This is a genomic window from Bradyrhizobium sacchari (assembly GCF_002068095.1).
Classification (GTDB): Bacteria; Pseudomonadota; Alphaproteobacteria; order Rhizobiales; family Xanthobacteraceae; genus Bradyrhizobium; species Bradyrhizobium sacchari.
The window spans coordinates 11,465-37,345 of the sequence record NZ_LWIG01000045.1 but is presented as its reverse complement, the minus strand read 5'-3'; the positions used below and the strand labels follow the sequence as shown (position 1 = coordinate 37,345).

Sequence of the window (25,881 nt, the reverse complement as noted above, 5' to 3'; positions counted from 1 at the left end):
TGACCCTGGCTGTGTGAAAAGCCACGAGTCGGTTACGATTCCTCCGTTTCCTAATGGGGGATACGGATGGGACGCTTCGTTGAAGGCGCGGACAGATCCCAGCTGACGCTCTTGCCGGAATGTCTGGAGGATTGGGTAGACGAGGGCAACGGGGTCCATGTGATCGATGTGTTTGTCGAGGCGCTCGACCTGCATGGAATGGGATTCGAGCGTGTGATCGCGAAGGAGACGGGCCGACCTTCCTATCATCCAGCAGTCCTTCTGAAGCTTTACATCTACGGTTATCTCAATCGGGTGCAATCCAGTCGCCGCCTGGAACGCGAGGCGCGCCGCAATGTCGAGGTGATGTGGCTGATCGGGCGCCTGGCTCCCGATCACAAGACGATCGCCGATTTCCGGAAGGATAATGGCGCGGCGATCCGGAAGGTTTGTGCGAAGTTCGTTGCGCTATGCCGGCAAATGGGCCTGTTGCAGACCCCAAGCGTCGCAATCGATGGCAGCAAGTTCAAAGCAGTGAACAACCGCGATCGCAACTTCACGCATGCCAAGATCGCGAGGCGGATGGCGCAGATCGAGGAAAGCGTCGGTCGATATCTGCGTCAACTCGATAGCGCCGATCGGCAGGATCCATCGGAAGCGATCAGCATCAAGACGACGAGGATCAAGGAAAAGATCGCTCGGCTGAAGCAGGAGATGAGCCGCCTGGAAGTGCTTGATGCGCAGATGCGCAACACGCCGGATCAACAGATATCGCTCACCGATCCAGATGCCCGTTCGATGGCCACCAGCGGACGCGGATCGGGTGTGGTCGGCTACAATGTTCAGGTCGCGGTGGACACCGAACACCATCTGATTGTTACGCATGAGGTTATAAACGTCGGCAACGACCGTGGGCAGCTTGCTCGGATGTCGAAGCAAGCCAAAGAAGTGCTCGAAGTGGACAAACTCGAGGCGGTCGCCGACCGTGGCTACTTCGACGGAGAGGAGATATTGGCCTGCGAAGAGGCTGGCGTTGCAGTCACGCTGCCCAAGCCCATGACGTCGAACGCCAAGGCGGAGGGCCGGTTCGGCAAACAGGACTTCGCCTACCTGCCTGATGAGGACGTCTACCGCTGCCCATCCGGTCAGCTGCTGCCGTATCACTTCACCAACATCGAGCATGGCATGACGCTGCGCCGTTACTGGTCGACAGCGGCGTGCCAAGGCTGCGCGATCAAGAGTCAATGTACGCCGTCCAAGGAGCGTCGCATCACGCGCTGGGAGCATGAGCATGTGGTCGAGGAGGTCCAGAGACGGCTCGATTCCGATCCCGACGCCATGCGGAGGCGGCGCGAGACAGTCGAGCATCCCTTCGGCACGATCAAAGCCCGTATGGGTGCGACCCACTTCCTGACGAAGCGGCTACGGAATGTCGCCGCTGAGATGGCGCTGCATGTTCTCGCCTATAACCTCACGCGGGTGATGAACATCGTCGGCAAACCGAGCCTGATTGCAGCCATCCGCGCCGCCTGAAGGCCGGAAAGGCCTCCAAAAGCGCAATATCCCGCCGCGATACCCACTTTGGCCGGTCATTGGACGCTCCGACGCGAGACATCGGCCGCCTGCAACGATTGGAATCACGGCCGCGTGCCGACCTATCCGTTTGCACACACCCAAGACCCGAAGCGGACACAAAGCTGTGTAAGATCTTTCCCTTTCTAAAGTAACTTACTTTCCTTGGAGAGACTGCAATGTCGGTTGCATCAGTCAGGGTAGTGAGCATGTTTCTTCTTGCGGCCGTCTCATTTTTCTTAGCCGCCTCCGCAAGAAGTCAGGAAATTCGTGTAACTTTGCTGGGCACAGGGAATCCTCCACCAGTGATGGATCGTTTCGGTCCGAGCATACTGGTCGAGGCCGGCAACAAGAAGTTTCTTTTCGATACTGGCCGGGGCGCAATACAGCGCATGACTCAAATCAAGGTTGGATGGGAGACTATCAATGGTGTGTTCTTTACCCATCTTCATTCCGATCACGTCGTCGGATTTCCTGATGCATGGCTGACAGGCTGGCTTGTTAGCAGGCGGAATCGACCGTTGGAGGTTTGGGGACCGCCGGGGACCGAGAACATGGTCAGCCATCTTCGGCAAGCATTCGAGTTCGATATTCGTTTCAGAATGTCTGACGATAAGGCACCGGCAGAGGGCGCTCTTGTCAGCGCGCATGAGATCGGCGCAGGCGTAGCTTATGAACAAGACGGCGTGAGAGTAACGGCGATCAAAGTCGACCATGCACCGGTCGAGCCGGCTTACGGCTATCGGATTGATTATGCAGGCCGCTCGGTTGTTCTATCAGGTGATACCCGAATTTCCGACAACCTCATCCGCGCGGCGGAAGGCGTTGATCTTCTGGTGCACGAAGTCGCGTCGCCGGAGTCTTTTCAACGTGCCGGTATTCCGGCCGAGCGCATGAAAACAATTGTCGGACACCACGTCACTCCCGAGCAGGCTGGGGAAGTATTCGAAAAGGCTAAACCGCGGTTGGCTCTCTATTCTCACATAGTATTGCCGACAGCCACGGCCGACGATCTCGTGCCGGGTACGCGCAAGAACTATCGTGGCCCTCTGGAAGTCGGTGAAGATTTGATGGTCATCGAAGTAGGTCATGAGGTCGTTGTTAGACGTCCCTCCCACACGGCCCAATAGCACCAGCCATCCCAGAGCAAGCCGATGACCGCGTTGGCCCATCTGCGAACTCGCGGCACAAATCACTAAGGTCCGCTTGGCGCCTGCCATGGTGTGCCCGGCGTCGATCGGGGCGGCAACATCGTCAATCTCGGCTACGTCGGCTCCGAGGCGATTGCCAATCTGAGGAACATCCTCTTCCACGGTCCGTTCCGCGACCAGGGCATGCCGGATTTCAGCGGCAAGCTGAAGGAAGGGGACGTCGTCAAACTCCAGGCCTTCATACAGGGGACCGTCGACGCCATCAGGCCGAAGATCAGGTGAAGAGCCGACAGGCGCAACAGGCAGACATGCGAATGTCTGCCTGCCGCCATCAACTCAAATGTCCGCTTTGCGCCCACAGGCGGCCGTCCTCCCTTACAGGCGTAACCATCTCAAACTGAAGCGACATCGTTCAGTAGCGCACGCCGCTTCATTCTTGGCGGGACCCGCGCGCAGGCGCGGGCAAGCGATGGAGAGATTCTGGGATGTCGTATGATTTCTTGCTGGCGTCGTGGGGAACCCTCGGAAATATGAGCCCGATGCTGACTGCGGCGCGGCGGTTGCGCCAGAACGGACACCGCATCCGGGTGATGGCGGATCCGGCGATGCGCTCCGAAGTCGAGGCTTCCGGCTTTGCATTCGTCACATGGCGCCGCGCTCCGACCGGAACGGCCGCGGATCCGGTCGATGTCTCGGACGTAGAGGACTTCTTACGCCGGGCCATCTTCGATCCTGCCGCACTCTATGCGGCCGATATCCGCGATGAGATCGGCCGGATGCCGACGGATGCCGTTCTCGTGCTTGACATGCTTTTTGGTGGCGCGCTCGGAGCGGAGGCATCGGGCGTGCCTTTCGCGCTGCTGTCCCCTCATGTCAGCCTTCGGCCGCTGCCGGGAATGCCGCCGGTCACCAGCGGATTGGGTCAGCCGAAAACGCCGCAACAGCGCGCCGAAGTCGACGCCGCCAATGCCAGGCAGGCCGAAGCGATCAACGCGTTTCTGCCGGGTCTCAACCGCGTGCGTGCCGATCTCGGACTTCCTCTGCTGGCGGATGTGTTCGATCTGTTCGATCGCGCCAACCGGCTCCTGCTCGCGACCAGTCAGGCGTTCGACTTTCAGGCTGACTCGCTGCCCGACAATTTCCGCTATGTCGGACCGTTGCTCGATGTCCCGAACTGGTCCAAGTCCCTGGAAAGGGAGGCATGGCGAGCGCCGTGGTCGGCCCGGTCGGATCGTCCTCGCGTGCTGATCGCATGCAGCACGGGTGCGCAAGGCCAGCGCGACATGTTTCAGCGCATCATCGACGCGATGGTGATGCTCGAGATCGATGCCCTTGCGACGGCGGGTCCCAATCTGGACGTCGCCGATCTCAGGGCTCCGAAGAACGTGTATGTGGTCAAGGGCACGTCCCATGACCTGGTGATGAAAGATGTTTCCGTGGTGATATCGCAGGGCGGCCACGGAACGACCGCGCGTTCACTCATCAACGGACTGCCGCAGCTCATTCTGCCGAAGGGGCGGGACCAGGACGCCAACGCCGCGCGCATCGAGGCGAAGGGCGCAGGGCTTCAATTGCCGCCAACCGCCTCTGAAGCGGACATTGCCGCGGCGGTGAACCGATTGATTGCAGAGCCACAATTCAGGATGGCGGCCGGTCTCCTCGGCGAGGCCATGAAGGCCGATATCGAGCGGTCCGGCCTCGTCGGCGAGATGGAAGCGATCGCCGCCATTGGCCGCGCGGCGAGACAGCAACCGAACAAGCTGTCGCTTCGCAAATCGGCCTGACGATTTGGAAGCGCACCGTACGGCTCGATGGTGCTTGCTGACGGTGGCGATGACGCAGATTGGATCAGGAAGCCTGCAACGAAGAAAGGCGCGTGGGCGAACGTCCCGCCAAAGAGCAATCGAAGTGATCCGATCTGCTACAGCCCGTATCTCTACCGCGCTCTCAACCAAGTCGAGCGGTTCTTCAGCGGGATTAAACAATCCGCCGGGTGGCGACGCGCTGCGACAAGCTGGCGGCGAACAACCTTGCCTTCGTTCGGCCTGCCTCGATCAGGTTATGGCTTCCGCACTAATGATCCACGTCTTAGTCAGCTTCAACGTAACGAATGATGCTCTGATTTTGAACGTTCGCGACCAATTCATCCGCGCGGGACAAAAGCCGGTAGAGCAAAGGAGAGGAATTTGCCTGGTTGTAGCCGAGCGTGAGATCGACGGTTGGTGGGACGCCCTCGAGCGCTCTGGCAACGACGTTTGGCGCCAGCATATTTTGCGCGTAGAGCGGAACGAGAGTCACTCCGCCCGTGGATGCGACTAGCGACATGGCCGACGATATGTTCTCGCCTTCATACTTTGCCTTGAGCACGATCCCAACCTTCGACGCATAATCCTGAATCACAGCGTGCAATACCGGAGACGTTCTCGCCGAGCTGACATAGATCTCGCGGACAAGATCCTGTGGCCGAATCCTTTTACGCGAGGCCAGGTGATGGTCGGCCGGAAGCACCGCGATCAAGGGCTCCTTCGCCAGCAACTTGAAGGTCAGGCCCGTGCTCTGTTTCTCGCGACGGAGAAAGGCGACGTCCAACTTTCCGCGTGTCAACGCGAGCGCGAGTTCTGGGGAAGACTGACTACACAGGGTGACTTCGATCTCCGGCTCCTCCTCGCGGAGAATGCGCAACAGGTGGGGAAGCCACATGACCTCCAGCCCGACCATGAACCCCATGGAAAGGACGGGCCTTTGCGGCTGTGCGGTTCGCCGGGCGCCATCTGTCGCCGCCTCGACCTGCAACAGCGCCAGCCGTGCGTGATCGAGGAAAACTCTTCCGGCATCGGTCAGCACCACGCCGCGCGCCTGCCGCTCCAGTAGCTGCACGCCGACTTCGGATTCCAAATCGCGAATTTGCCGGCTCAGCGACGGCTGCGAAGTGTTCAGACGCCGCTGGGCAGCGGTCAGCAAGCTGCCTTCCTCCGCGACGGCAATGAAATAGCGCAAATGCCGTAGTTCCATCCGCCCTCGCTATACTTTCAAGGCATAGGTCGCAACTTACAAGGTCTTTGTCGTCAGCATAAGGGAGATCTACCGTCGCTCGGGTTCAGGATCGAGGTCGCCGGCGGTCGCGTCGATCAGGCTTTTGGGACGACCGATCTAAAGGAGCAACCAGCGTCGTGATGCCATCTCTTGATCATCGGTTCGGGGCTGACACCCACATTCATCGTCCGCTCGAGTGGGGGGATCTGCGGGTCGAACATCGGCGGATCGACCCCGGTTCGTTGAAGCCCGCCTCGATGCAATGTGTTGTCGCTACGGTCGCCTTGGCAGGTCGCGCCCGTGGTTTGCCTTATTTAGCAGGAAACGCGCACAAATGCGCAGGAACGGCGAATATTGCCGGGCCAATTCGGCCGATAACGCGTCGGCGATCGAGTGTTGCCAAGGCGAGGGCTCGCTGGGGCCTTTAAATCTCGAACTCCGCCCGCAAAATTGAGACGCGTGGCTCAATGGATCAATCAATCGCTATCTCTTCAATAAGATGTCTAACAGCGCTAGATGGAGCGACTCGATGTCCACGATCACGACTACAGACGGCGTAAACATCTTCTACAAGGATTGGGGCTCAGGCCAGCCGATCGTTTTCAGCCACGGCTGGCCGCTGACAGCGGACGACTGGGACGCCCAGATGACCTTCTTCCTTCGCCACGGCTACCGGGTGATCGCCCACGATCGGCGCGGTCACGGCCGGTCCGACCAGCCCAGCACCGGCAACGACATGGACCACTGGGTTGCCGACCTCGCCGCCCTGACTGAACACCTCAACCTGCGCGACGCGATCCACATCGGCCACTCCACAGGTGGCGGTGAGGTGGCTCGCTATGTCGCTCGCCACCAGGAGCGCGTCGCGAAGGCGGCGCTGGTCGCTTCACTGACGCCGAACATGTACCGGAGCGAGGACAACCCGTCCGGTCGACCGCCGGATTGGTTCGAAGCGATCCGGGCAGGCGTGCTGGGCAACCGCTCGGAGTTTTACCGTTTCGTCCCTGAAAATCCGTTCTACGGCTACAACCAGGATGGGGCGAAGCCTTCGGAGGCGGTCATTGCGAACTGGTGGCGGCAAGGCATGGCCGGCGGTGCCCTCGCTCATTACGCAACCGTCGACTCTTGGCTCGAAGATTATACCGAAGACCTCAAGAAGATCACCGTGCCGGTGCTGGTGATGCACGGCGAGGCTGATCAAATCGTCCCGTTCGCAAGTTCAGTGCCGCGTGCGGTCAACCTGCTCAAGAACGGGTCGCTGAAGACTTATCCCGGCTACCCCCATGGCATGCTCACCACGCACGCGGATGTCCTCAACCCCGACCTGCTCTCGTTCATCAGGTCTTGACGACATCTCTCATCCACTATCGCCTACGCTAAACGTTTAGGGGTGTACATTGAGGAGGGTTCGGGTTCCGCCGCAGTGACGAAGGAACGAACAAGAAGCTCAAACCCTCCTCGAAAATTCGCCGGCCAAAACCCCTGTCGAAACAGTCATGAAAGACACGCGGCTCCAGACGCGTGGGCCTCTTTTCGCCGAGGACAAGATTTCCATCGCGCTGCAGGGCCTTCGCGGCGAGGACAGCTCACTGCTTCTCGTTATCGAGGTCATCCGCAAGGCCGTTGCCGCGGTTCAAAAAGGCTGGTCGAAGTAAGTTGACGTTTCCCGCGCGAAGGAGATGCCGTTTGCAAGGCGGCCTCTCCTTCCAGTTCAAGAGACGGTGTGCGACGGCCGCTTTTGGGCAGCCCCCGTATGTCTGCTTTTAGGCCGCCACTGGAGCACAAGCGGGCATTAGCCAGGCCCGTTTCACGATTTATGAGTCCACACCCCTGGTTGTTTCTACTCCTCGTCTTCGTCCTCGTCGTCGTCTTCCTCTTCCTCGTCCTCTTCCTCCACTTGCGCCAGCGTGGCGAGCGGCAGCGTCTCGCGGAACAGGTCGCCTTCCATGCCCATCCAGAGGCAGAGCACTTCCTCCTCCTTGACCTCCGCGACAGTCATCGGTTGGCCGCCGGATTTCAGCATCACGACGTCGCCGGCTTTCAATTCCATGGATTGTCCTTTCGGGTTGATCGATCCGGCGGAGGCTAGCAGGCGGTCATGACACGCCGATCACGCGAGGGCGCGCGTCAGGAAATCGGGCCTGTGTCTCGCGCGCCGTTTTCAGGCGCGCTCCTTCGTGGCCGGAGGGATCGGCAGGCACTTGTTGCTGAAATAGCCGACCGCATCGCGTACCCCCGGAACGTGACAGAAGAAGCCGGTCGGGCGGTAGCGCACCCTGATGAGGTCCAGCCGTGACATGGTCAGCGTCATGAATGCGTCGAGCCGACGGGCCTGGAGCTGCAACCTGTGCTCGCCAGTGTCCTGCGGCCTTGTCATCTCCGGCTTGTGATCGTTGGAGAGACCGTTGTTCGATGCCGGGACTTGCAGCGGGTTCAGTTGGCTGCGGAGCGCCTCGAAGCAATGGTGCATCACCAGAACGTGGTGCTTGGCACTCCACCAGTTGATGGTGACGACCTTCTGCAAGGGGTCGATCGTCCCGTCCGACCGTCTGGCACAGAGATTGACGTAGGCCTTCAACCCGTCGGCCGTCGGGTCGTTACAGAGTTCTTCAGTGGGGCGGCCCGGATCGCCCCCGCCGTAGATGGCGCCCTTGAACTGCGGCAGGTTGGCTTCGGAGTCGCAATCGAAATTGTATTTCGTGAGCAGCGTTGCGGTCAGGGGGTCCTGATCGAGGGTGTGGTCCCCTGCCGGATCGCGGTCGATATCGCTCGCCCAATCGATGTAGATCTCCGCCTTGCGCGCGAAGATGGGGCCGTTACGCTTCAACGTCGCACGTGATTTCGAGTAGTCGTCAGGCGCGGGTTCGAGCGTTTTCGCGTCCACAGGTATGAAGGCAGGGCTTGCCTGCACCCTCAGCGAACCGAATTGTCCGAGCAACAGGTTCTCCTGCTGCGTCTGCACCTCGGCGAACGCGTTCGAGATATCGATGAAGGTTTCCGTTGCCTTGTCCATGTCGGCCTTGGCCTGCTCCCCGACCTTTTGCTCGTAGGAGTTCAGATACTGGAAGTATCCGCCGAGGAAGCCGGTCAGCAGGGTGACGGCCGTCAATCCCTTGGTGACCGACAGGCGGCTATCCCAGGAAAGTATCCTTTGCCACGCGCCCGCCGGCGGCTGCGTCTGTGCTGTGTCCTTCGGAAGGTCCTGCTCCATTGCTGCCTCCAACTTACTCCACGCCCCGTGTGGCAAGCGTACCGCAATCCCGGATTGCGGATTGTGAGGCATTTCACTTCAAGTGGGGCAGGGAAGTTGTCCGGAATCGCGCATCGGCCGTCGGGGCATCGCATCCGGCTCACGCGGAAGCCTGTCCGCCGCACGCCCCGACGATGGCATTATGCCCCTGTTTTGCCCGACGGGTCAAACGAGTTTCGTAAAATCCGTAAGCCTTTGATTTCGCGGCAGCCGGCTACTGTGCATGGGGTTGTTTTCGCGAGTTTTGTTTTAACCGGTTAGGGATGGTCCGGCACCAGTTCGGTCAGCGAGCGGATGATGCGGTCGGGCTTGACGGTCGAGCCTTCGGACAGGCCGTCGCCATGCACGTCCATCCAGATCGCATAGATGCCGAGGCGCTGCGGCGTCACGACTTCCCATTCCAGATTGTCGCCGATCATCCAGGTGTCCTTGGCGGTGACGCCGAGCGCGTCCATCGCGTGCAGATAGGCGCGCTCCTCGGGCTTGCCGAAACCGTGCTCGCCCTCGATCTGGATGTGGTGGAAGCGGTGCGCGAGCTCGAACCGCTCGACCTTGGCGCGCTGCATGTCGGCGGCGCCATTGGTGACCAGCGCGAGCTTGATGCCGAGCGCCTTCAGCCTGTCGATCGCCTCATGGGCGCCGGGAAACACGAACATCTCCTCCTCGCGATAGGCGGTGAAGCGGTCGGCGAGGCGGATGGCGAGGTCGTCGGGCAGGGCGCGATGGCCGGCCGCCGCAAGCGCGGCAAAGCCGCCCTTGACCGTGAGGTGCCGCGCCTCGGCGAGCTTCATTCGCCAGGCGGCTTCCGCGTTGGCCCAGAAGTTTCGCGCGAAGGCCAGCACGGCGGTCGCGACCTGCGCCGGCGGCAGCGGCGCAAGCTCCTCGGCGAACTCGTTCGCGATCGTGTTCCAGGCGATCTCGGGCCGGCCATAGGCCGACAGGATGGTGTCGTCCATGTCGATCAGCATGGCGCGGGGGAGCGGTGGCATCGGGACGCTCATGGCCACTTCACCTCCGGTGGCAGCGACGACAGGATGGAGTCCACATTGCCGCCGGTCTTGAGCCCAAAGATGGTGCCGCGGTCGTAGAGCAGGTTGAACTCGACATAGCGGCCGCGCCGGACCAGTTGCTCCTCGCGGTCCGCGGCGGTCCAGGTATCAGCGAAATTGCGCCGGACGATGTCGGGATAGACCTTCAGGAAGGCGCGGCCGACATCCCGGGTGAAGGCGAGGTCGGCGTCCCAATCGCCGCTGTCGTGCCAGTCGTAGAAGATGCCGCCGATGCCGCGCGCCTCTTTCCGGTGCGGCAGGTAGAAATATTCGTCGCACCACTTTTTGTACTTGTCGTAGTCGACAACGCCGCCCGGCTGGTTGCAGGCTTCTTTCATCGCGGCATGGAAGGCGATGCTGTCCGCATCCTCCTGCGTGCGCCGGCGATCCAGCACCGGCGTGAGATCGGCGCCGCCGCCGAACCAGGCTTTTGTCGTGACGACGAAGCGCGTGTTCATGTGCACGGCGGGGACGTGCGGATTGCGCATGTGCGCGATCAGCGAGATGCCGGAGGCCCAGAACTTCGGGTCCTCCGCCGCGCCGGGGATCTGCGCGCGAAACTCGGGCGCGAATTCGCCGTGCACGGTCGAGCAGTGCACGCCGACCTTCTCGAACAGGCGGCCATGCATCATCGACATCACGCCGCCGCCGCCCGTCGCGCCGGTGTGGTCGGTGCGCTGCCAGGGCGTGCGTTTGAAGCGGCCGGCCTCGCCGGGATAAAGCGCTTGCGGCGCGTCATCCTCGAGGCGCTCGAAGCTGGTGCAGATGTCGTCGCGCAAGGTCTCGAACCAGGCGCGGGCGCGGCCCTTGCGGTCGTCGATCAAGGTCGGGTCCATCGTCGATGCCATGTCGTCAGCCCTGCGGACCGTAATAGGTGCAACTCTCGCTGCAACTGTCACGGTGGATGCTGACGCGGGTCAGCTTGCCGATATGCTGTAGCCGCTCCCAGACGAAGCGCGAGAGGTTTTCCAGCGTCGGCTTGCCCAGCGCCTCGATCTTGTTGAGGAATTTGTGGTCGAGCACCAGGCGGACATCCTCGATGGCGCGCTGGAGCAGGCCGAGATCGACGACCATGCCGGTCTCAGGGTCGGGCGTGCCGCGCACGGTCACCTCGGCGCGGAAGGAGTGGCCGTGGATCTCTTCGCTGGCTGCGCCAAAGGTCGTTCCCGACAGCGAATGCGCCGCCTCGAAGCGGAACGATTTCGTCAATTCCCACATCTGTTCGAAAACCCAATCCTATCTGATGCCGAGCGATTTATGCGTCTGCACGCTGAGCCGCCATTGCGGATGCTGCAGGCAATAGTCGATGGCACGTGCGGTGTTCTGGATAACCTCGGGACCGTCCATCGGCTGCAGTGAGAAGCGCTCGAAGGCGAAGCCTTCGAAAGTCTCGGGCGCTGCGAGGGCCTGCGGATAGACCAGCTTGAGCTCGTGGCCACGGCGCAGCACGAGTTCGCTGCCGCCCTTGGGGCTGACGCAGATCCAGTCGAGCCCGTCGGGCGCCGCGATCGTGCCGTTGGTCTCGACGCCGATCTCGAAGCCGCGCGCATGGAGCGCCGCGATAAGGGCGTCGTCGACCTGGAGCAGCGGCTCGCCGCCGGTCAGCACCACATAGCGGTTGTGCTTGGAGGCGGTCCATTGCGCAGCGATCGTGTCCGCGAGGTCCGCAGCCGAAGCGTAGCGGCCGCCGAGCGTGCCGTCGGTGCCGACGAAATCCGTGTCGCAGAACTTGCAGGTCGCTGACTGCCGGTCGGCCTCGCGGCCGCTCCAGAGATTGCAGCCGGCAAACCGGCAGAACACCGACGCGCGCCCGGCATGGGCGCCTTCGCCTTGCAGGGTCAGGAAGATCTCCTTGACCGCGTAACTCACTGGTCTCTCCTCAATCCTGTGGACCGCAATCCGGTGGACCGCTCGGGTTCCGGATCTGCCGCAGCGCCTCGCCTGCGGCCATCGCCGCGCTCATGGCGACATTGAGCGATCGCAGCCCCGGCATGACCGGGATCACCAGCCGCGCATCGGCGGCCTCGACCACCGCGTCGGTGACGCCGGCGCTCTCGCGTCCGAATAGCAGGATGTCCGAGGTCTGGTAATGAAAATCGCGGTAATCGGAGGCGGCCTTGGTGGTGAACAGCAGCAGGCGGTAGCCTTGTGCCGCGCGCCAGTCCTCGAACTTCGTCCAGGAGTCGTGGCGGGTAATGCTGACATGGTCGAGGTAGTCCATTCCCGCCCGGCGGAAATGCCGGTCGGAGACCGGGAACCCTGCCGGTTCGATGATATGGGCAGCCATGCCCAGACAGGCGCAAAGCCTGAGAATCGTGCCGGTGTTCTGGGGGATGTCGGGCTGGAAAAGTGCGATCTGCATGGGCGCTAGCGGGTGGGTTGCGGGCCGGAAATGTCTCAATAAAACATCGCTCGCCCGGGAATTCGTGCATTGCACGCTTCCCCGCCGTTAGCGGGCTTGCGCTCGCCCGGCAAGGGTGCCAATAGAACGATTCTGGACTGCTGTTTTCGCCCTGTTTTGGTGGGGACAAGCCAAGTTCTGCCGCCGCGGGGGGCCGCGGGCGCCGGCAGCACTGTTCTGGGGACCTTTGGGGGGCTCCCGGAGCGGTTCCACCGGCAGCATAAGAAGAAAGGGTTGGAATCGTGACGACAGCGTCTTCGGCGGACCATCCGACACGCCGTGATTTCTTATTCGTTGCAACGGGGGCAGCTGCAGCAGTAGGGGGCGCAGCCGCGCTCTGGCCCTTCATCTCTCAAATGAATCCCGATGCCTCGACCATCGCCGCCGGTGCGCCGATCGAGGTCGATCTCAGCCCGATCGCCGAGGGCCAGGACATCAAGGTGTTCTGGCGCGGCAAGCCGATCTACATCAGCCATCGCACCAAGAAGCAGATCGACGAGGCGCGTGCCGTCAACGTGGCGAGCCTGCCCGATCCGCAGTCCGACGAGGCCCGGGTCAAGTCCGGCCACGAGCAGTGGCTGGTCGTGATCGGCATCTGCACCCATCTCGGGTGCATCCCGATCGCACATGAAGGCAATTACGACGGGTTCTTCTGCCCCTGCCATGGTTCGCAGTACGATTCGTCCGGCCGCATCCGCCAGGGGCCCGCGCCCGCGAACCTGCCGGTGCCGCCGTACCAGTTCGTTTCCGACACCAAAATCCAGATCGGCTGAGCTTCGGACCCACGTCCGAAGCTTCGCGCCGTCTCGTCGTACTATTTCCTCAGGATCGCATCATGAGCGGACCATCCGACTACCAGCCGAGCAATCCGGCCCTGCAATGGATCGAGCGGCGCCTGCCGATCCTCGGCCTCATGCACTCTTCCTTCGTCGTCTATCCCACCCCGCGTAACCTGAACTATTGGTGGACCTTCGGCGCCATCCTCTCCTTCATGCTGGGGATGCAGATCCTGACCGGCGTGATCCTGGCGATGCACTACACGCCGCACGCCGACCTCGCCTTCAAGTCGGTCGAGCTGATCGTCCGTGACGTGAACTACGGCTGGCTGCTGCGCAACATGCACGCCTGCGGCGCGTCGATGTTCTTCTTCGCGGTCTACGTCCACATGCTGCGTGGCCTCTATTACGGCTCCTACAAGGAGCCGCGCGAGGTGCTGTGGATCCTCGGCGTCATCATCTACCTCCTGATGATGGCGACCGGCTTCATGGGCTACGTGCTGCCGTGGGGCCAGATGAGCTTCTGGGGCGCCACCGTCATCACCAATTTGTTCTCCGCCATTCCCTATGTCGGCGAGAGCATCGTGACGCTTTTGTGGGGCGGCTATTCGGTCGGCAACCCGACCTTGAACCGCTTCTTCTCGCTGCACTATCTGCTGCCGTTCCTGATCGCGGGCGTCGTCGTGCTCCACGTCTGGGCACTGCACGTCGCCGGCCAGAACAATCCTGACGGCGTCGAGCCGAAGACGGAAAAGGACACGGTGCCGTTCACGCCGCATGCCACCATCAAGGACATGTTCGGCGTGTCCTGCTTCCTGCTGCTCTACGCCTGGTTCATCTTCTATATGCCGAACTATCTGGGCGATGCCGACAACTACATTCCGGCGAACCCGGGCGTGACGCCGCCGCACATCGTGCCGGAATGGTATTACCTGCCGTTCTACGCGATCCTGCGCTCGATCCCGAACAAGCTCGCGGGCGTCATCGGGATGTTCTCGGCGATCATCATCCTGTGCTTCCTGCCCTGGCTCGACGCAGCAAAGACGAGGTCGTCGAAGTACCGCCCGCTCGCCAAGCAGTTCTTCTGGATCTTCGTCGCCGTCTGCATCCTGCTTGGCTATCTCGGCGCGCAGCCGCCGGAGGGCATCTACGTGATTGCCGGCCGCGTCCTGACGGTCTGCTACTTCGCCTACTTCCTGATAGTGCTGCCGCTGCTCTCGCGAATCGAGACGCCGCGGCCGGTGCCGAACTCGATCTCGGAAGCGATCCTGAGCAAGGGCGGCAAAGCGGTGGCTTCCGTGATGGTCGCGATCGTCGCCGCCGGCGCGCTGTTCCTCGGCAGCCTGCAGGACGCACGCGCGTCCGAAGGCAGCGACCAGCCGCCGGCCAACAAATGGTCGTTCGCCGGCCCCTTCGGTAAGTTCGATCGTGGCGCGCTCCAGCGCGGTCTGAAGGTCTACAAGGAGGTCTGCGCCAGCTGCCACGGCCTGTCCTTCATCGCCTTCCGCAATCTCGCTGATCCCGGCGGTCCCGGCTATTCCGTGGCGCAGGTGGCGGCCTTCGCCTCCGACTACAAGGTCAAGGACGGTCCGAACGATGCGGGTGAAATGTTCGAGCGCCCGGGGCGGGCGGCGGACTATTTCCCCTCGCCATTCCCGAACGAGCAGGCCGCGCGAGCGGCGAACGGTGGTGCGGCTCCGCCCGACCTGTCGCTGATCACCAAGGCGCGCTCCTACAAGCGCGGCTTCCCCTGGTTCATCTTCGACTTCTTCACCCAGTACCAGGAGCAGGGTCCGGACTACGTCGCGGCGGTGCTCCAGGGGTTTGACGATCACGTGCCGGAGGGGGTGACTATCCCGGAGGGCTCCTACTTCAACAGGTACTTCCCGGGCCACGCCATCAAGATGCCGAAGCCGCTCAGCGACGGCCAGGTGACCTATGACGACGGCTCGCCGACCACGGTCGCGCAGTACGCCAAGGACGTCACCACGTTCCTGATGTGGACCGCCGAGCCGCACATGGAGGCACGCAAGCGCCTCGGCTTCCAGGTCTTCGTGTTCCTGATCATCTTCGCTGGCCTGATGTACTTCACCAAGAAGAAGGTCTGGGCTGACTCGCACTGAGCGGCGCGAGACAGACGAAATGAAAAAGCCCCCGGAAGGGGGCTTTTTGTTGGGCCCCGTGTTCCGGACCCGCAAAGCGCGCGCCGGGACCCAGTGTGCTCGTAGCCGCATCAGCGGCGCCTCACGCCGCAAGGGGCGGCGCGCTGCGCAGCATCCGGGGCACGAGAGTGTGTTGTTCGGCGCGATTGCCTATCGCGCGCACAGCCGCCAAAATACCGCCAAACGCTCTCCCAGAAACTCACCGGAGGACACCATGGGAACCGCCATCACCTTCAAGCGTCCGGACGGCAAGGATGCCGCGGGCTATCTCGCCAATGCCGCGCGCGGTAACGCGCCGGGCGTGGTCGTGATCCAGGAATGGTGGGGCCTGTCGGACCAGATCAAGGGCCTGTGCGACCGCTTCGCGCTCGCCGGCTTCGATGCGCTGGCGCCCGACCTCTATAAGGGCAAGGTGGTGCCGTATCACGACACGGATTCCGCCAACAAGGAGATGAATTCGCTCGACTTCATGGACGCCACCACGCAGACCGTGCGCGGCGCCGCGCAGTATTTGTCGCGCAACGGCGCCAAGGTCGGGCTGACCGGTTTCTGCCTCGGCGGCGCCGTAACCATCATCGGCGCGACGAAGATTCCGGAGCTTGCCGCCGGCGTCGTGTTCTACGGCATCCCGCCGGAGCAGGCCGCCAAGCCGGCCGACGTCAAGATCCCGCTCCAGGCCCATTTCGCCAACAAGGACGATTGGTGCACGCCGGAGCTGGTCAATGGCTTCGAAAAGGCCATGAAGGCCGCCGGCAAGTCACTGGAGCTGTTCCGCTATGACGCCGAGCACGCCTTCGTCAACGAGCAGCGCCAGGCCGTGCACGACCGCGAAGCCGCCGAGCTCGCCTGGGGCCGGGCGACGGAGTTTTTCCGGAAGCATCTGGGGTAGGGCTACGCACGGTAGCGCCACAATCTCGGTGTCGTCCCCGCGCAGGCCGGGACGACAAGGGAGATCGACGCTGCGCCATCCGGGCTACGGCACCGGCGCCACCCTTGACGCCGCCCCCCCGCCATGGTGAGTATCGACCCCATGAGCACCGCCGTCCGCCCAGCCCGTCTTTGGTGGCGCACCTCCTAAAGAGGTGGCCGGTGCGATTTCTATTCTCAAAATCGTCGAAGGTCGCCAGCACAGCGCGGCGGCCTGATCGTTTGTCCTGTGTGGCGTTCCCTCGGCAAGTCTCGTAAGAGGACCCCAAGAGGATCACATGAACAGGACAGTCTTTGCTCTCCCGGCCAGAAGTGAGTACGCGACCCGCGCAGGTCTCGCGATCACGCGCGTGGCGGAGCAGTTTACCGGCGGCGCAAGCAGGCTCGACGATCTGGTCAACCTGCTCGACCGCCGCCGCGGCGTGGTGCTGTCCTCGGGCACGACCGTGCCCGGCCGCTACGAGAGTTTTGACCTCGGCTTCTCCGATCCGCCGCTCAAGCTCGAGACCACCGGCGTCAATTTCAAGCTGGAAGCGCTGAATGCGCGCGGCCAGGTGCTGATCGCCTTCCTCGGCGACGTCTTGCGCGAGCCCTGCGTCGTGATCTCCGAGAAGACCGCGACGCGCCTTGCCGGCCATATCATCCGCGGCGATGCGCCGGTCGAGGAGGACCAGCGTACCCGCCGCGCCAGCGTGATGTCGCTGGTGCGCGACCTCATCGCCGCCTTCTCCGCCAATGACGACGGGCTGCTCGGCCTGTTCGGCGCCTTCGCCTACGACCTCGTCTTCCAGATCGAGGACCTCGTGCAGAAGCGCCCGCGCGAGCAGGACCAGCGCGACATCGTGCTGTACGTGCCCGACCGCCTGCTGGCCTATGACCGCGCCACCGGCCGCGGCGTGGTGCTCACTTACGATTTCGCCTGGAAGGGCAAGTCCACCGAGGGCCTGCCGCGCGAGACCGCCGACAGTCCTTATCTGAAGACGCCGCGCCAGGGTTTTGCCGATCACGCCCCCGGCGAATATCAGGCGACCGTCGAGACCGCGCGCGCGGCCTTTGCCCGGGGCGACCTGTTCGAGGCGGTGCCGGGCCAGCTCTTCGCCGAGCCCTGCGACCGCTCGCCGGCCGAAGTGTTCCAGCGTCTCTGCGTGATCAACCCGTCGCCTTATGGCGCGCTGATGAATCTCGGCGAAGGCGAGTTTCTCGTCTCGGCCTCGCCGGAAATGTTCGTGCGCTCGGACGGCCGCCGCGTCGAGACCTGCCCGATTTCGGGCACGATCGCGCGTGGCACCGACGCGATCGGCGATGCCGAGCAGATCCGCCAGCTCCTGAACTCGGAGAAGGACGAGTTCGAGCTCAACATGTGCACGGACGTCGACCGCAACGACAAGGCGCGCGTTTGTGTGCCCGGCACGATCAAGGTCTTGGCACGCCGCCAGATCGAAACCTATTCGAAGCTGTTCCACACCGTCGATCACGTCGAGGGCATGCTGCGCCCCGGCTTCGACGCGCTCGATGCCTTCCTCACCCATGCCTGGGCCGTCACCGTCACCGGCGCGCCGAAGCTGTGGGCGATGCAGTTCGTCGAGGATCACGAGCGCTCGCCGCGGCGCTGGTATGCCGGTGCAATCGGCGCGGTGAACTTCGACGGCAGCATCAACACCGGCCTCACCATCCGCACCATCCGCATGAAGGATGGCCTCGCCGAGGTGCGTGTCGGCGCCACCTGCCTGTTCGACTCCGATCCCGCCGCGGAAGACCGCGAGTGCCAGGTCAAGGCGGCCGCGCTGTTCCAGGCGCTGCGCGGCGATCCGCCGAAGCCGCTCTCGACCTTCGCGCCCGATGCCACCGGGTCGGGCAAGCAGGTGCTGCTGATCGACCACGACGACAGCTTCGTGCATATGCTCGCCGACTATTTCCGTCAGGTCGGCGCCAGCGTCACCGTGGTCCGCTATGTGCATGCGCTCGACATGCTCAAGCAGAAGAGGTGGGATTTGCTGGTGCTGTCGCCCGGCCCTGGGCGCCCTGAGGATTTCGGGATCAGGAAGACCATCGATGCGGCGCTGGAGAAGCAGCTGCCGGTGTTCGGCGTCTGCCTCGGCGTACAAGCGATCGGCGAATATTTCGGCGGCGAGCTCGGCCAGCTCACCCATCCCGCCCACGGCCGGCCCTCGCGGGTCCAGGTGCGCGGCGGGCGGCTGATGCGCAACCTGCCGAACGAGATCGTCATCGGCCGCTATCATTCGCTCTTCGTCGAGCGCGACAGCATGCCGGAGGTGCTCAACGTCACCGCGAGCACCGAGGACGGCGTTGCCATGGCGCTCGAGCACAAGACCCTGCCGGTCGCCGGCGTGCAATTCCATCCTGAATCGCTGATGTCGCTCGGCGGCGAGGTGGGCTTGCGTATTGTCGAAAACGCGTTCCGGCTGGATGCTGGGGCGAAATGAGTGAGTATCGTCATTGCGAGGAGCCAGCGCAAAATTGCGAAGCAATGTTGCGCTGGCGACGAAGCAATCCAGACTGTTGCCGCGGAGAAGAACTGGATTGCTTCGCTTCGCTCGCAATGACGGTGGAGAAGCCAGAGCGAGATAACCATGACCTTTGACCACGACATCAAGGCGAGCGTCCGTACCATTCCCGACTATCCCAAGCCGGGGATCATGTTCCGCGACATCACGACCCTGCTCGCCGACGCGCGCGCCTTCCGCCGCGCGGTGGACGAACTCGTCAATCCCTGGGCCGGCAACAAGATCGACAAGGTCGCCGGCATGGAGGCGCGGGGCTTCATCATCGGCGGTGCGGTGGCGCATCAGCTCTCGGCCGGCTTCGTGCCGATCCGCAAGAAGGGCAAGCTGCCGCACACCACGGTGCGCATTGCCTACTCGCTCGAATACGGCATCGACGAGATGGAGATGCATGTCGACGCGATTCAGCCCGGCGAGCGAGTGATCCTGGTCGACGACCTCATCGCCACCGGCGGCACCGCCGAGGGCGCCGTGAAGCTGCTGCGCCAGATCGGCGCCAACGTCGTCGCCGCCTGCTTCATCATCGACCTGCCCGAGCTCGGCGGCGCCGCCAAGCTTCGCGCCATGGACGTGCCGGTGCGCACGCTGATGACATTCGAGGGGCATTGAGCGGCAAGCGGGCGGAGGACTTCGCCCGCGTCATTGCTCTCTACGACCGCTGCAGGATCAGGTTGAGCTCGAGCTCCCGGAACGCGAGGTAATTCCTCCGGGTCCACTGGTGCAGTTCGGTCGAGGAATCCTTCTCCTGGCGCAGATAGCCGGTGAAGGAGAAGCTGAGCCGGTCGATATAGGTCTTGAGGAAGCCGGGCAGGGCGGGCAGGCGGAACAGCCGGCCGCCTGCCATCGCGGCGGGCAGCTCGCCGCGCACGACATATTCGTTGTCCACGGTGATCAGGTTCATCCGCGGGATCTGTCCGCGCAGCATCTCATGGGCGCGCGCCGAGACGCGGTCGGTATCGGCGACGAACAGGATTTGGGGCGCGACGTGGCGGCGCGCCGCCTCCTTGAGCAAGCCGATCTCCTCGGTCATCTTGAAGAACTCGTCGAAGGCGTGGAAGCCGAGGTCGATCACCTTGGCGAGGCCGTCGTCGACGATGACGCGGTCCATCAGCTGCATCTTGCCGTAGGTGTCGATCACGTCGGCGGTCTCGGTGATCTTCGGCAAGTAGTCGAGTAGCGACGGCTCCTTCAGATTGACGTCGAAGGCCGCGACGTTGCCGTTCTTGAGCAGCAGGAATTCACTCAAGAGTCGCGCCAGCAGGGTCTTGCCGACCTGCGGGCGGGGCGAGCAGATGATGTAGACGGGCGTAGCGGGCATCAGCAGCTATATCAGGCCAACTCACGGCCCAATCCAGCCGTATCAGCCCGCCTCGCGCAACTATTTTTCGCTGTTGCGGGTGACGGGCTTCGAACCGACGATGTCGGTCAGCCGGATGCGGTCGAACTCGCTCCAGACGTTGGCCAGCCAGTGCCGGACATAGCCGCGCAGCACGAACGAATAGTTCGCGGCCTCGTCGCTGATGCCCTTGTTGGCGACGAACTTCAGGAACGGGACGGAGGACACCTCGACCTGCTCATAGGCCATTTCGTTGAGCTTGGGGATGGTGAGCTCGGTCGCGTCCTTGATACGGTGGAAGTAGGAATTGTAGGTCGCCTGGTCCCATTGGAAGAACTGGGTGTCGTTGATGAAGTTCTTGACCAGGAAATATTTTGCGCCGGTCATGAAGCCCGCGGTCTCCGCGATCTCCTCCAGCGAGGCGATCGAGGGGCCGAGGATGTGGAACACCGCGAAGGTGATCTGGCCGGCCTTGGCGGCGTCCAGGAAGCCGATGTCGCGGAGCGAAGCCAGCGCCGGCGAGAGCAGGCCGGCGCGGACGTCGATGACGGTGACCGAGGGGCTGACAGCGTTGAGCGTGTCAAAAATCTTCATCTGGTCGGCCGTCGTCGTCATGTCGACGATCTCGGTGATGTCGGGGTGGAAGCGCTTCAAGGTTCCGCGCGGCGACTCCGTGTCGAACGCGCGGGTCGGCACGTTGTTGGCTGAGAAATAATCGAGCAGGGTGCGCGATACCGTGGTCTTGCCGACCCCGCCCTTGTCCGCGCCCACCACAACCACTGCCGGCTTTGCCATTGCTGTCCCCTAACGCGCGCCCCCGATCGCGAGGTCGCAATCGGCCGGGCCCCAAATCGATGTCCCAAAAGACGTCCCGAGTCTGCTGTTGGGCGCGAACATGGCAGAAACAAGGGAGAATTCAAATCCTCGGGCGCCGGTTGTCGCAATTCCCGAGGTTTTTCCCGATCGGTGTCAAACCCGCAACGAACCGTGGGCGATCGCGTGGCTCAGTGACGGCCCCACGGTCCCATCGGATTGCCTGCCGGGGCGCCTGAGGGGCTTGGCGCGGGGACGGGCGGAGGACCGGCCGGCCCGGCCGCATCGCCCCATGGCCCATGCGGCGGCACCGGCGAGATGTCCTGCGGGTTGGCCTGCGCCTCGGGTTGTTCCGTCTCGGCCTGATCCGTCTCTTCAGCGGGGTCCGGCAGCGGACCGGGGTCGTGGCCGCCGGCGAACTTGACGAGGGCATCGACCCGGGACTGCACGGAAGGGTGGGTCGCGAACAGATCGGCAAAGCCCTCGCGCGGATTGTCGACGCAGAGCTCCATCACCGCCGAGGTCGCGCCCGGCAGCTCGCCACGGTTCTCGATCTTGCGCAGCGCCGAGATCATGGCATCAGGGTCTTTGGTCAGCTCGACGGAGCCGGCGTCGGCGAGATATTCGCGCGAACGCGACAATGCGAGCTTCACCACCTGCGACATCAGCCAGGCTACCACGATCAGCACGACCGCGATGATGATGACGATCACCGCGCCGCCGCCGGAGCTCTTGCTGTCGCTCGACGACGAGGACGACCGTGACGACGAGGAGGAGCCCGAGGACCACGAGCCGCCCGAGTTCCAGCTGAAATTGGTGAACAGGCGGAAGAACAATTCGCCGAAGAAGCCGACCACGCCGGCGATGATGACGGCCACCACCATCAGCTGCACGTCGCCGTTCCTGATGTGGGTCAGTTCGTGACCCAGCACCGCCTCGATCTCCTTGTCGTTCAGCGCGTTGAGGAGGCCGGTGGTCACGGTGACCGAATATTGCCGCGGATTGAGGCCGGTCGCGAACGCGTTGAGCGCCGGGCTCTCCATGATCTTCAGTTTCGGCATGGTGATGCCGCGCGAGATGCAGAGATTTTCGAGCAGGTTGTAGAGCCGCGGCTCTTCCTGCCGGGTGACGTCATGGCCGCCGGTCACCGCATCGATCATCGACTGATGGAAGAAATAGGCGATCACGACCCAGAGCGCCGTGACGACCGTCGCAACGGGCGCGGCCTTGAGCAGGTCGTAGAAGGCCCGGTTCAGATAATAGGCGACGGTGCCGTCGCTGTTGATGAGGACTTCGGCGATCAGCGCACCGGCATAGACCAGCACGTAGACCAGCGCGAACAGACCGGCGAGCAGCAGCATCGAACGAAACTTGTTCGAGGCGATGTGCGTGTAGAGACCATACGCGGCCATGACGCGATGCCCTGCCGGCCTATCGGCTCAAATCAGAACTTCACCTGAGGCGCAGCCTCGACCTCGGTGCGGCTGGCGCCGAGATCGAAGAAATCCTTGCTGGTGAAGCCGAACATGCCGGCGAACAAGGCGGCGGGCATCTGCTGGATGCCGGTGTTGTATTCCTGAACCGCGTTGTTGAAGAAGCGGCGGCTCGCCGCGATCTTGTTCTCGAGGTCCGACAGCTCGCTGGCAAGCTGCTGGAAGTTGGCGTTGGCCTTGAGGTCCGGATAGGCCTCCGACAGCGCGATCAACCGGCCGAGCGCGCCGGAGAGCTGGGTCTCGGCCGCGGACACCTGCGCCGGGCCCTGCGCCGACATCGCCGAATTGCGCGCCTTGATGACGTCGTCGAGCGTGCCGCGCTCATGCGAGGCATAGCCCTTCACGGTCTCGACCAGGTTCGGGACCAGGTCGTGGCGCTGCTTGAGCTGGACGTCGATATCGGCAAAGGCCTGGCTGACGCGCTGGCTCAGCGCCACCAGACGGTTGTAGGCGCTGAACGCCAGGAACACGAGGACGACGATGACGCCGAGAACGATCCAGCCGGTCGACATGGAGGACTCCTGAAGGGGGAAGAAGGCGGCCGCTAGCCTAGACCAAATTGGCGCGGAGCGAGAGCCCCGGCGCAGAGGGAGGTAAGGCTTGGTCGGATCGGGAGCCATCCGAGTTCAAGGCAAAAGCCCCGAACGAGGTTAACTTTCGGCAATGACTGCATCGCCCCAGCGCCAGCGCCGGGCGCTTGCATAGGCGGCCTTGTCGCGCCGTGGCACCTTCGTCAGGACGACACCGTGCTCGGTGCAAAGCTTCGCCGTGATCTCGGCCTTGCCGACATCCGGCGATGCCAGCACGCGCGCGGCGCGCGCCGCGGGCGGCGCGCGGGTCAGGGCGACGTAGATGAAGCGCTCGTCTTCGAACGGGACGTCGGCGCCCTTGATCTGCCGGTGCGCCTGTGAGCGCGGCAGGCGCTGGGAGAAGTGGCACCAGTCGGGCGCGGTGAGCGGGCAGGGTTTTTCGTGCGGGCATGGGGCGGCGACGTAGGCACCCGCCGCGATCAGCTGCTGGCGCAGCGCGAGGATGCGGGCGTAGCCGGCGGGCGTGCCGGGCTCGATCACGACCAGTGCGTGGCGCGCTTTCGCCCACATCGCCTCCGCGAGCTTGCGCTGATCACCTTCGTTGAGCTCGCCGATGATGTAGCTGGCAATCACGAGATCGGCTTGCGAGACTTCGCCGAGGTTGCCGCCGGCATCGCCGGGCAGGTAGCGGCACTCCGCGAGGCGCGTGCTGTCGCGCGCGAGTTCGAGCGCGAGCCGGCTCAGGGTGGCGTTGGCGTCGAGCAGGGTGAAGTCCCGCAGCGACGGAAACGCTTCTGCGGCGGCCCAGCTCGCGGTGCCCGGGCCGGCGCCGACGTCGAGCAGCGTTTCAGGCGCAAGGCCAGGTGCGATCTCGGTCAGCGCATTCAGGCTGGCGGCGACAGAAGCGTAAGTCGCCGGCATGCGCGCGAGCGCATAAGCGAGGGCGTCGGCCTCCAACTTGATCGTGCTGGAGCTGCCACCGGCGCGATAGGCGGTCGAGATCTTCTGCGAGCGCTGGGCGGCGTCGGTGCGGGAGAAGCCCTGAAGCTTGCCGTCGAGCGCGGCTTTCAATTCGGCGGGGAGGGTGGGGGAGATCATGATGGCCCACCGTCATCCCGGGGCGCGCGTCGCGCGCACCCGGGATCTGGAGATTGTGGCGCGAGATTCCGGGTTCTCGCTGCGCGAGCCCCGGAATGACGGCAAAGATATCACGCCACGTTCTGGTCGAGAATGTCCACCGCCTCGGCCAGGCTCACCGACACCAGTTGCGAAACGCCGCGCTCGGCCATGGTGACGCCGAACAGGCGGTTCATCCGCGCCATGGTGATCGGGTTGTGCGTGATGATGATGAAGCGGGTGTCGGTCGAGCCGGTCATCTCGTGCAAGAGGTTGCAGTAGCGTTCGACGTTGTGGTCGTCGAGCGGTGCGTCGACTTCGTCCAGCACGCAGATCGGCGAGGGGTTGGTCAAGAACACCGCGAAGATCAGCGCCATCGCGGTCAGCGCCTGCTCACCGCCCGAAAGCAGCGACAGCGTCTGCGGCTTTTTGCCCGGCGGCTTGGCGATGATTTCAAGACCGGCTTCCAGCGGGTCGTCGCTCTCGATCAAATGCAGCGCGGCCTCGCCGCCGCCGAACAGCTCGACGAACAGGCGCTTGAAGTGGTTGTTGACGACCTCGAACGAAGTCAGGAGCCGCTCGCGCGCTTCCTTGTTGAGGCTCTGGATGCCCTGGCGCAGCCGCTTGATCGCCTCGACCAGGTCGTCGCGCTCGGTGACGAGGCCGGTGTGCTGGGTCTCGACCTCGCGCAGCTCTTCCTCGGCGCGCAAATTGACGGCGCCGAGGCGTTCGCGGTCGCGGCGCATCTTTTCGAGGTCTTCCTCGATGTCGTGCAGCGGCGGCAGCTCCGCGCCGGGCTCGATCTCTGCGAGGCCGGCGACGGCCTGCGGTTCGACCTCCAGCATGTCGCGGATCTCGCGCTCGATGTCCTCCAGCCGCCGGCGGGCGCCTTCCATGCGCTCTTCGGCGCGCGCGGTGGCCTCGCGGGCGCTGGACAGCGCTTCGAGCGTCAGCTTGGCGACGCGATCGGTCTCCGCCATCGCGCTTTCCGCGGTGGCGAGCGCGTCGGCGGCCATGCGGCGGTCGTTCTCGGCGTATTCGATCTCGGTGATCAGCGCGCTGCGCTTCTCGGCGAACACTTGCGGCGCGTTTTCGAGGTCGCTGCGCTCGATCGTGAGTTCGGCAATACGGGCCTGGATGGTGTCGATGTGGGAGGCCGCGCTCTCCTTGCGGTTCTGCCACTCGGTGCGCTCGGCGAGGATCGCCTGCACGCGGCGGTCGGCCAGCTCGGCCTCGCGCGCCAGCGCCTGCGCTTCGGCCCGGACCTGGGCGGCCATGCGGCGATGGGCTTCAATGTCGCTGCGGACGGCGGCGAGGCGGGTCTCGGTGTCCTCGCTCGACGGCAGCTCGGAGATGCCGGCGGCGGCGTATTCATGCGCAGCTTCGGCCTCGGCGCGGTCGGCGGCGAGACGGCTGTGCGCTTCCGACAGCGTCGCCTTGCGGGCGGCGTGGCGGCTGATCTCGCGCTCGGCGGTGGCGTGGCGCTCGCGCGCAGCGTTGAGCTCGCGTTGCGCGGCGCGCCAGGCCTCGCGGCTGGCGCCTTCGGTGCTGGCGGCGATCTGCAGCTCGGACTCGGCATTCTCAAGCGCCTGGCGCTTGATCTGCGCGTCGATGCGGGCCTGCTCCAGCTCGTTCTCGATGTCGACGAGGCGGGCGCGCTCGGCGAGGCGGCGTGCGGCACCGGTCGGGGCGTGCGCCGCGGCGACGAAGCCGTCCCAGCGCCAGACGTCGCCCTCGGGCGAGACCAGCCGCTGGCCGGTCTTGAGCTGCG

The 25,881-nt window shown here is 63.7% G+C and carries 24 protein-coding genes and 2 pseudogenes; 12 read left to right on the top strand and 14 right to left on the bottom strand.

The features are described 5' to 3' along the window. The first annotated feature begins 66 nt into the window (after positions 1-66). The 5 genes and pseudogenes from A5906_RS31470 to A5906_RS31450 form a co-directional block, all read left to right on the top strand. Complete coding sequence (locus A5906_RS31470; protein WP_136615447.1) at positions 67-1,512, top strand: IS1182 family transposase; 1,446 nt, start codon at positions 67-69, stop codon at positions 1,510-1,512. Positions 1,513-1,730: 218 nt separating this feature from the next. Further along, positions 1,731-2,681 carry an MBL fold metallo-hydrolase gene (locus tag A5906_RS31465; RefSeq protein ID WP_080139067.1) on the top strand — a complete coding sequence of 317 codons (951 nt, stop codon included), beginning with the start codon at positions 1,731-1,733 and terminating at the stop codon, positions 2,679-2,681. Positions 2,682-2,765: 84 nt separating this feature from the next. After that, a pseudogene (locus A5906_RS31460) lies at positions 2,766-2,984 on the top strand (c-type cytochrome); the annotation flags it as partial. Positions 2,985-3,241: 257 nt separating this feature from the next. After that, positions 3,242-4,486, top strand: coding sequence for a glycosyltransferase (locus tag A5906_RS31455; protein ID WP_347337626.1), 1,245 nt, complete (start codon positions 3,242-3,244; stop codon positions 4,484-4,486). 21 nt (positions 4,487-4,507) lie between these two features. Further along, positions 4,508-4,779: pseudogene (locus tag A5906_RS31450) on the top strand (IS5/IS1182 family transposase); the annotation flags it as partial. 11 nt (positions 4,780-4,790) lie between these two features. Here the strand turns inward: A5906_RS31450 and A5906_RS31445 are convergent. Beyond that, positions 4,791-5,714: a LysR family transcriptional regulator gene (locus tag A5906_RS31445; protein ID WP_080139065.1), complete on the bottom strand. Its 924-nt coding sequence runs from the start codon at positions 5,712-5,714 to the stop codon at positions 4,791-4,793. Between the two features lie 550 nt (positions 5,715-6,264). Between A5906_RS31445 and A5906_RS31440 the strand changes: the two genes are divergently transcribed. Both A5906_RS31440 and A5906_RS42740 read left to right on the top strand, forming a co-directional pair. Further along, positions 6,265-7,083, top strand: a complete 819-nt coding sequence (locus A5906_RS31440; protein ID WP_080139064.1) for an alpha/beta fold hydrolase — start codon at positions 6,265-6,267, stop codon at positions 7,081-7,083. 148 nt (positions 7,084-7,231) lie between these two features. Next, positions 7,232-7,390, top strand: a complete 159-nt coding sequence (locus A5906_RS42740; RefSeq protein WP_161495458.1) for a hypothetical protein — start codon at positions 7,232-7,234, stop codon at positions 7,388-7,390. Positions 7,391-7,575: 185 nt separating this feature from the next. Here A5906_RS42740 and A5906_RS31435 read toward each other — a convergent pair whose 3' ends face one another. The 7 genes from A5906_RS31435 to A5906_RS31405 all read right to left on the bottom strand — a co-directional run bounded on the left by A5906_RS31435 (position 7,576) and on the right by A5906_RS31405 (position 12,396). Then, positions 7,576-7,785, bottom strand: a complete 210-nt coding sequence (locus A5906_RS31435; RefSeq protein WP_080139063.1) for a YodC family protein — start codon at positions 7,783-7,785, stop codon at positions 7,576-7,578. A 111-nt stretch (positions 7,786-7,896) separates the two neighbouring features. Further along, positions 7,897-9,018 carry a hypothetical protein gene (locus tag A5906_RS31430; protein WP_136615622.1) on the bottom strand — a complete coding sequence of 374 codons (1,122 nt, stop codon included), beginning with the start codon at positions 9,016-9,018 and terminating at the stop codon, positions 7,897-7,899. Positions 9,019-9,242: 224 nt separating this feature from the next. After that, on the bottom strand, positions 9,243-9,974 hold the full coding sequence (locus tag A5906_RS31425; protein WP_245327001.1) for an HAD family hydrolase: 732 nt from the start codon (positions 9,972-9,974) through the stop codon (positions 9,243-9,245). Between the two features lie 8 nt (positions 9,975-9,982). After that, on the bottom strand, positions 9,983-10,870 hold the full coding sequence (hemF, locus tag A5906_RS31420) for an oxygen-dependent coproporphyrinogen oxidase (protein ID WP_186465183.1): 888 nt from the start codon (positions 10,868-10,870) through the stop codon (positions 9,983-9,985). Positions 10,871-10,886: 16 nt separating this feature from the next. Continuing rightward, complete coding sequence (locus tag A5906_RS31415) at positions 10,887-11,252, bottom strand: 6-pyruvoyl trahydropterin synthase family protein (protein ID WP_080139060.1); 366 nt, start codon at positions 11,250-11,252, stop codon at positions 10,887-10,889. 18 nt (positions 11,253-11,270) lie between these two features. Next, entirely contained in the window at positions 11,271-11,903 is a 633-nt protein-coding gene (gene queE / locus A5906_RS31410) for a 7-carboxy-7-deazaguanine synthase (RefSeq protein ID WP_080139059.1), read from the bottom strand. 10 nt (positions 11,904-11,913) lie between these two features. Continuing rightward, a complete protein-coding gene (locus A5906_RS31405; protein WP_080139058.1) occupies positions 11,914-12,396 on the bottom strand; it encodes a tRNA (cytidine(34)-2'-O)-methyltransferase in 483 nt (160 codons plus the stop codon). Between the two features lie 281 nt (positions 12,397-12,677). Here A5906_RS31405 and petA point away from each other — a divergent pair, with 281 nt between their 5' ends. From petA to A5906_RS31380, 5 genes are all read left to right on the top strand, one after another. Further along, a complete protein-coding gene (gene petA / locus A5906_RS31400) occupies positions 12,678-13,208 on the top strand; it encodes a ubiquinol-cytochrome c reductase iron-sulfur subunit (RefSeq protein WP_011085272.1) in 531 nt (176 codons plus the stop codon). Positions 13,209-13,270: 62 nt separating this feature from the next. Beyond that, positions 13,271-15,334, top strand: coding sequence for a cytochrome b/c1 (gene fbcH, locus A5906_RS31395; RefSeq protein WP_080139057.1), 2,064 nt, complete (start codon positions 13,271-13,273; stop codon positions 15,332-15,334). Positions 15,335-15,587: 253 nt separating this feature from the next. After that, positions 15,588-16,262 (top strand): dienelactone hydrolase family protein, encoded by a 675-nt coding sequence (locus A5906_RS31390; RefSeq protein ID WP_080139056.1) that lies wholly within the window; start codon positions 15,588-15,590, stop codon positions 16,260-16,262. 316 nt (positions 16,263-16,578) lie between these two features. Continuing rightward, positions 16,579-18,744: an anthranilate synthase component I gene (locus A5906_RS31385; RefSeq protein ID WP_080139055.1), complete on the top strand. Its 2,166-nt coding sequence runs from the start codon at positions 16,579-16,581 to the stop codon at positions 18,742-18,744. Positions 18,745-18,891: 147 nt separating this feature from the next. Next, complete coding sequence (locus tag A5906_RS31380; protein ID WP_018323310.1) at positions 18,892-19,431, top strand: adenine phosphoribosyltransferase; 540 nt, start codon at positions 18,892-18,894, stop codon at positions 19,429-19,431. Between the two features lie 40 nt (positions 19,432-19,471). On the opposite strand, the gene A5906_RS31375 is transcribed toward A5906_RS31380, so the two are convergent. The 6 genes from A5906_RS31375 to A5906_RS45370 form a co-directional block, all read right to left on the bottom strand. Then, on the bottom strand, positions 19,472-20,140 hold the full coding sequence (locus A5906_RS31375) for a hypothetical protein (protein ID WP_080139054.1): 669 nt from the start codon (positions 20,138-20,140) through the stop codon (positions 19,472-19,474). 60 nt (positions 20,141-20,200) lie between these two features. Further along, positions 20,201-20,953, bottom strand: coding sequence for a P-loop NTPase family protein (locus A5906_RS31370; RefSeq protein ID WP_027558136.1), 753 nt, complete (start codon positions 20,951-20,953; stop codon positions 20,201-20,203). 209 nt (positions 20,954-21,162) lie between these two features. After that, positions 21,163-22,383: a M48 family metallopeptidase gene (locus A5906_RS31365; protein WP_080139053.1), complete on the bottom strand. Its 1,221-nt coding sequence runs from the start codon at positions 22,381-22,383 to the stop codon at positions 21,163-21,165. A gap of 32 nt (positions 22,384-22,415) precedes the next feature. Continuing rightward, positions 22,416-22,976: a LemA family protein gene (locus A5906_RS31360; RefSeq protein WP_080139052.1), complete on the bottom strand. Its 561-nt coding sequence runs from the start codon at positions 22,974-22,976 to the stop codon at positions 22,416-22,418. A gap of 138 nt (positions 22,977-23,114) precedes the next feature. Beyond that, positions 23,115-24,092, bottom strand: coding sequence for a small ribosomal subunit Rsm22 family protein (locus A5906_RS31355; protein ID WP_136615619.1), 978 nt, complete (start codon positions 24,090-24,092; stop codon positions 23,115-23,117). A gap of 110 nt (positions 24,093-24,202) precedes the next feature. Continuing rightward, positions 24,203-25,881 (bottom strand): chromosome segregation SMC family protein (locus A5906_RS45370; RefSeq protein ID WP_430642429.1); only part of this gene is annotated, 1,679 nt, incomplete at its 5' end.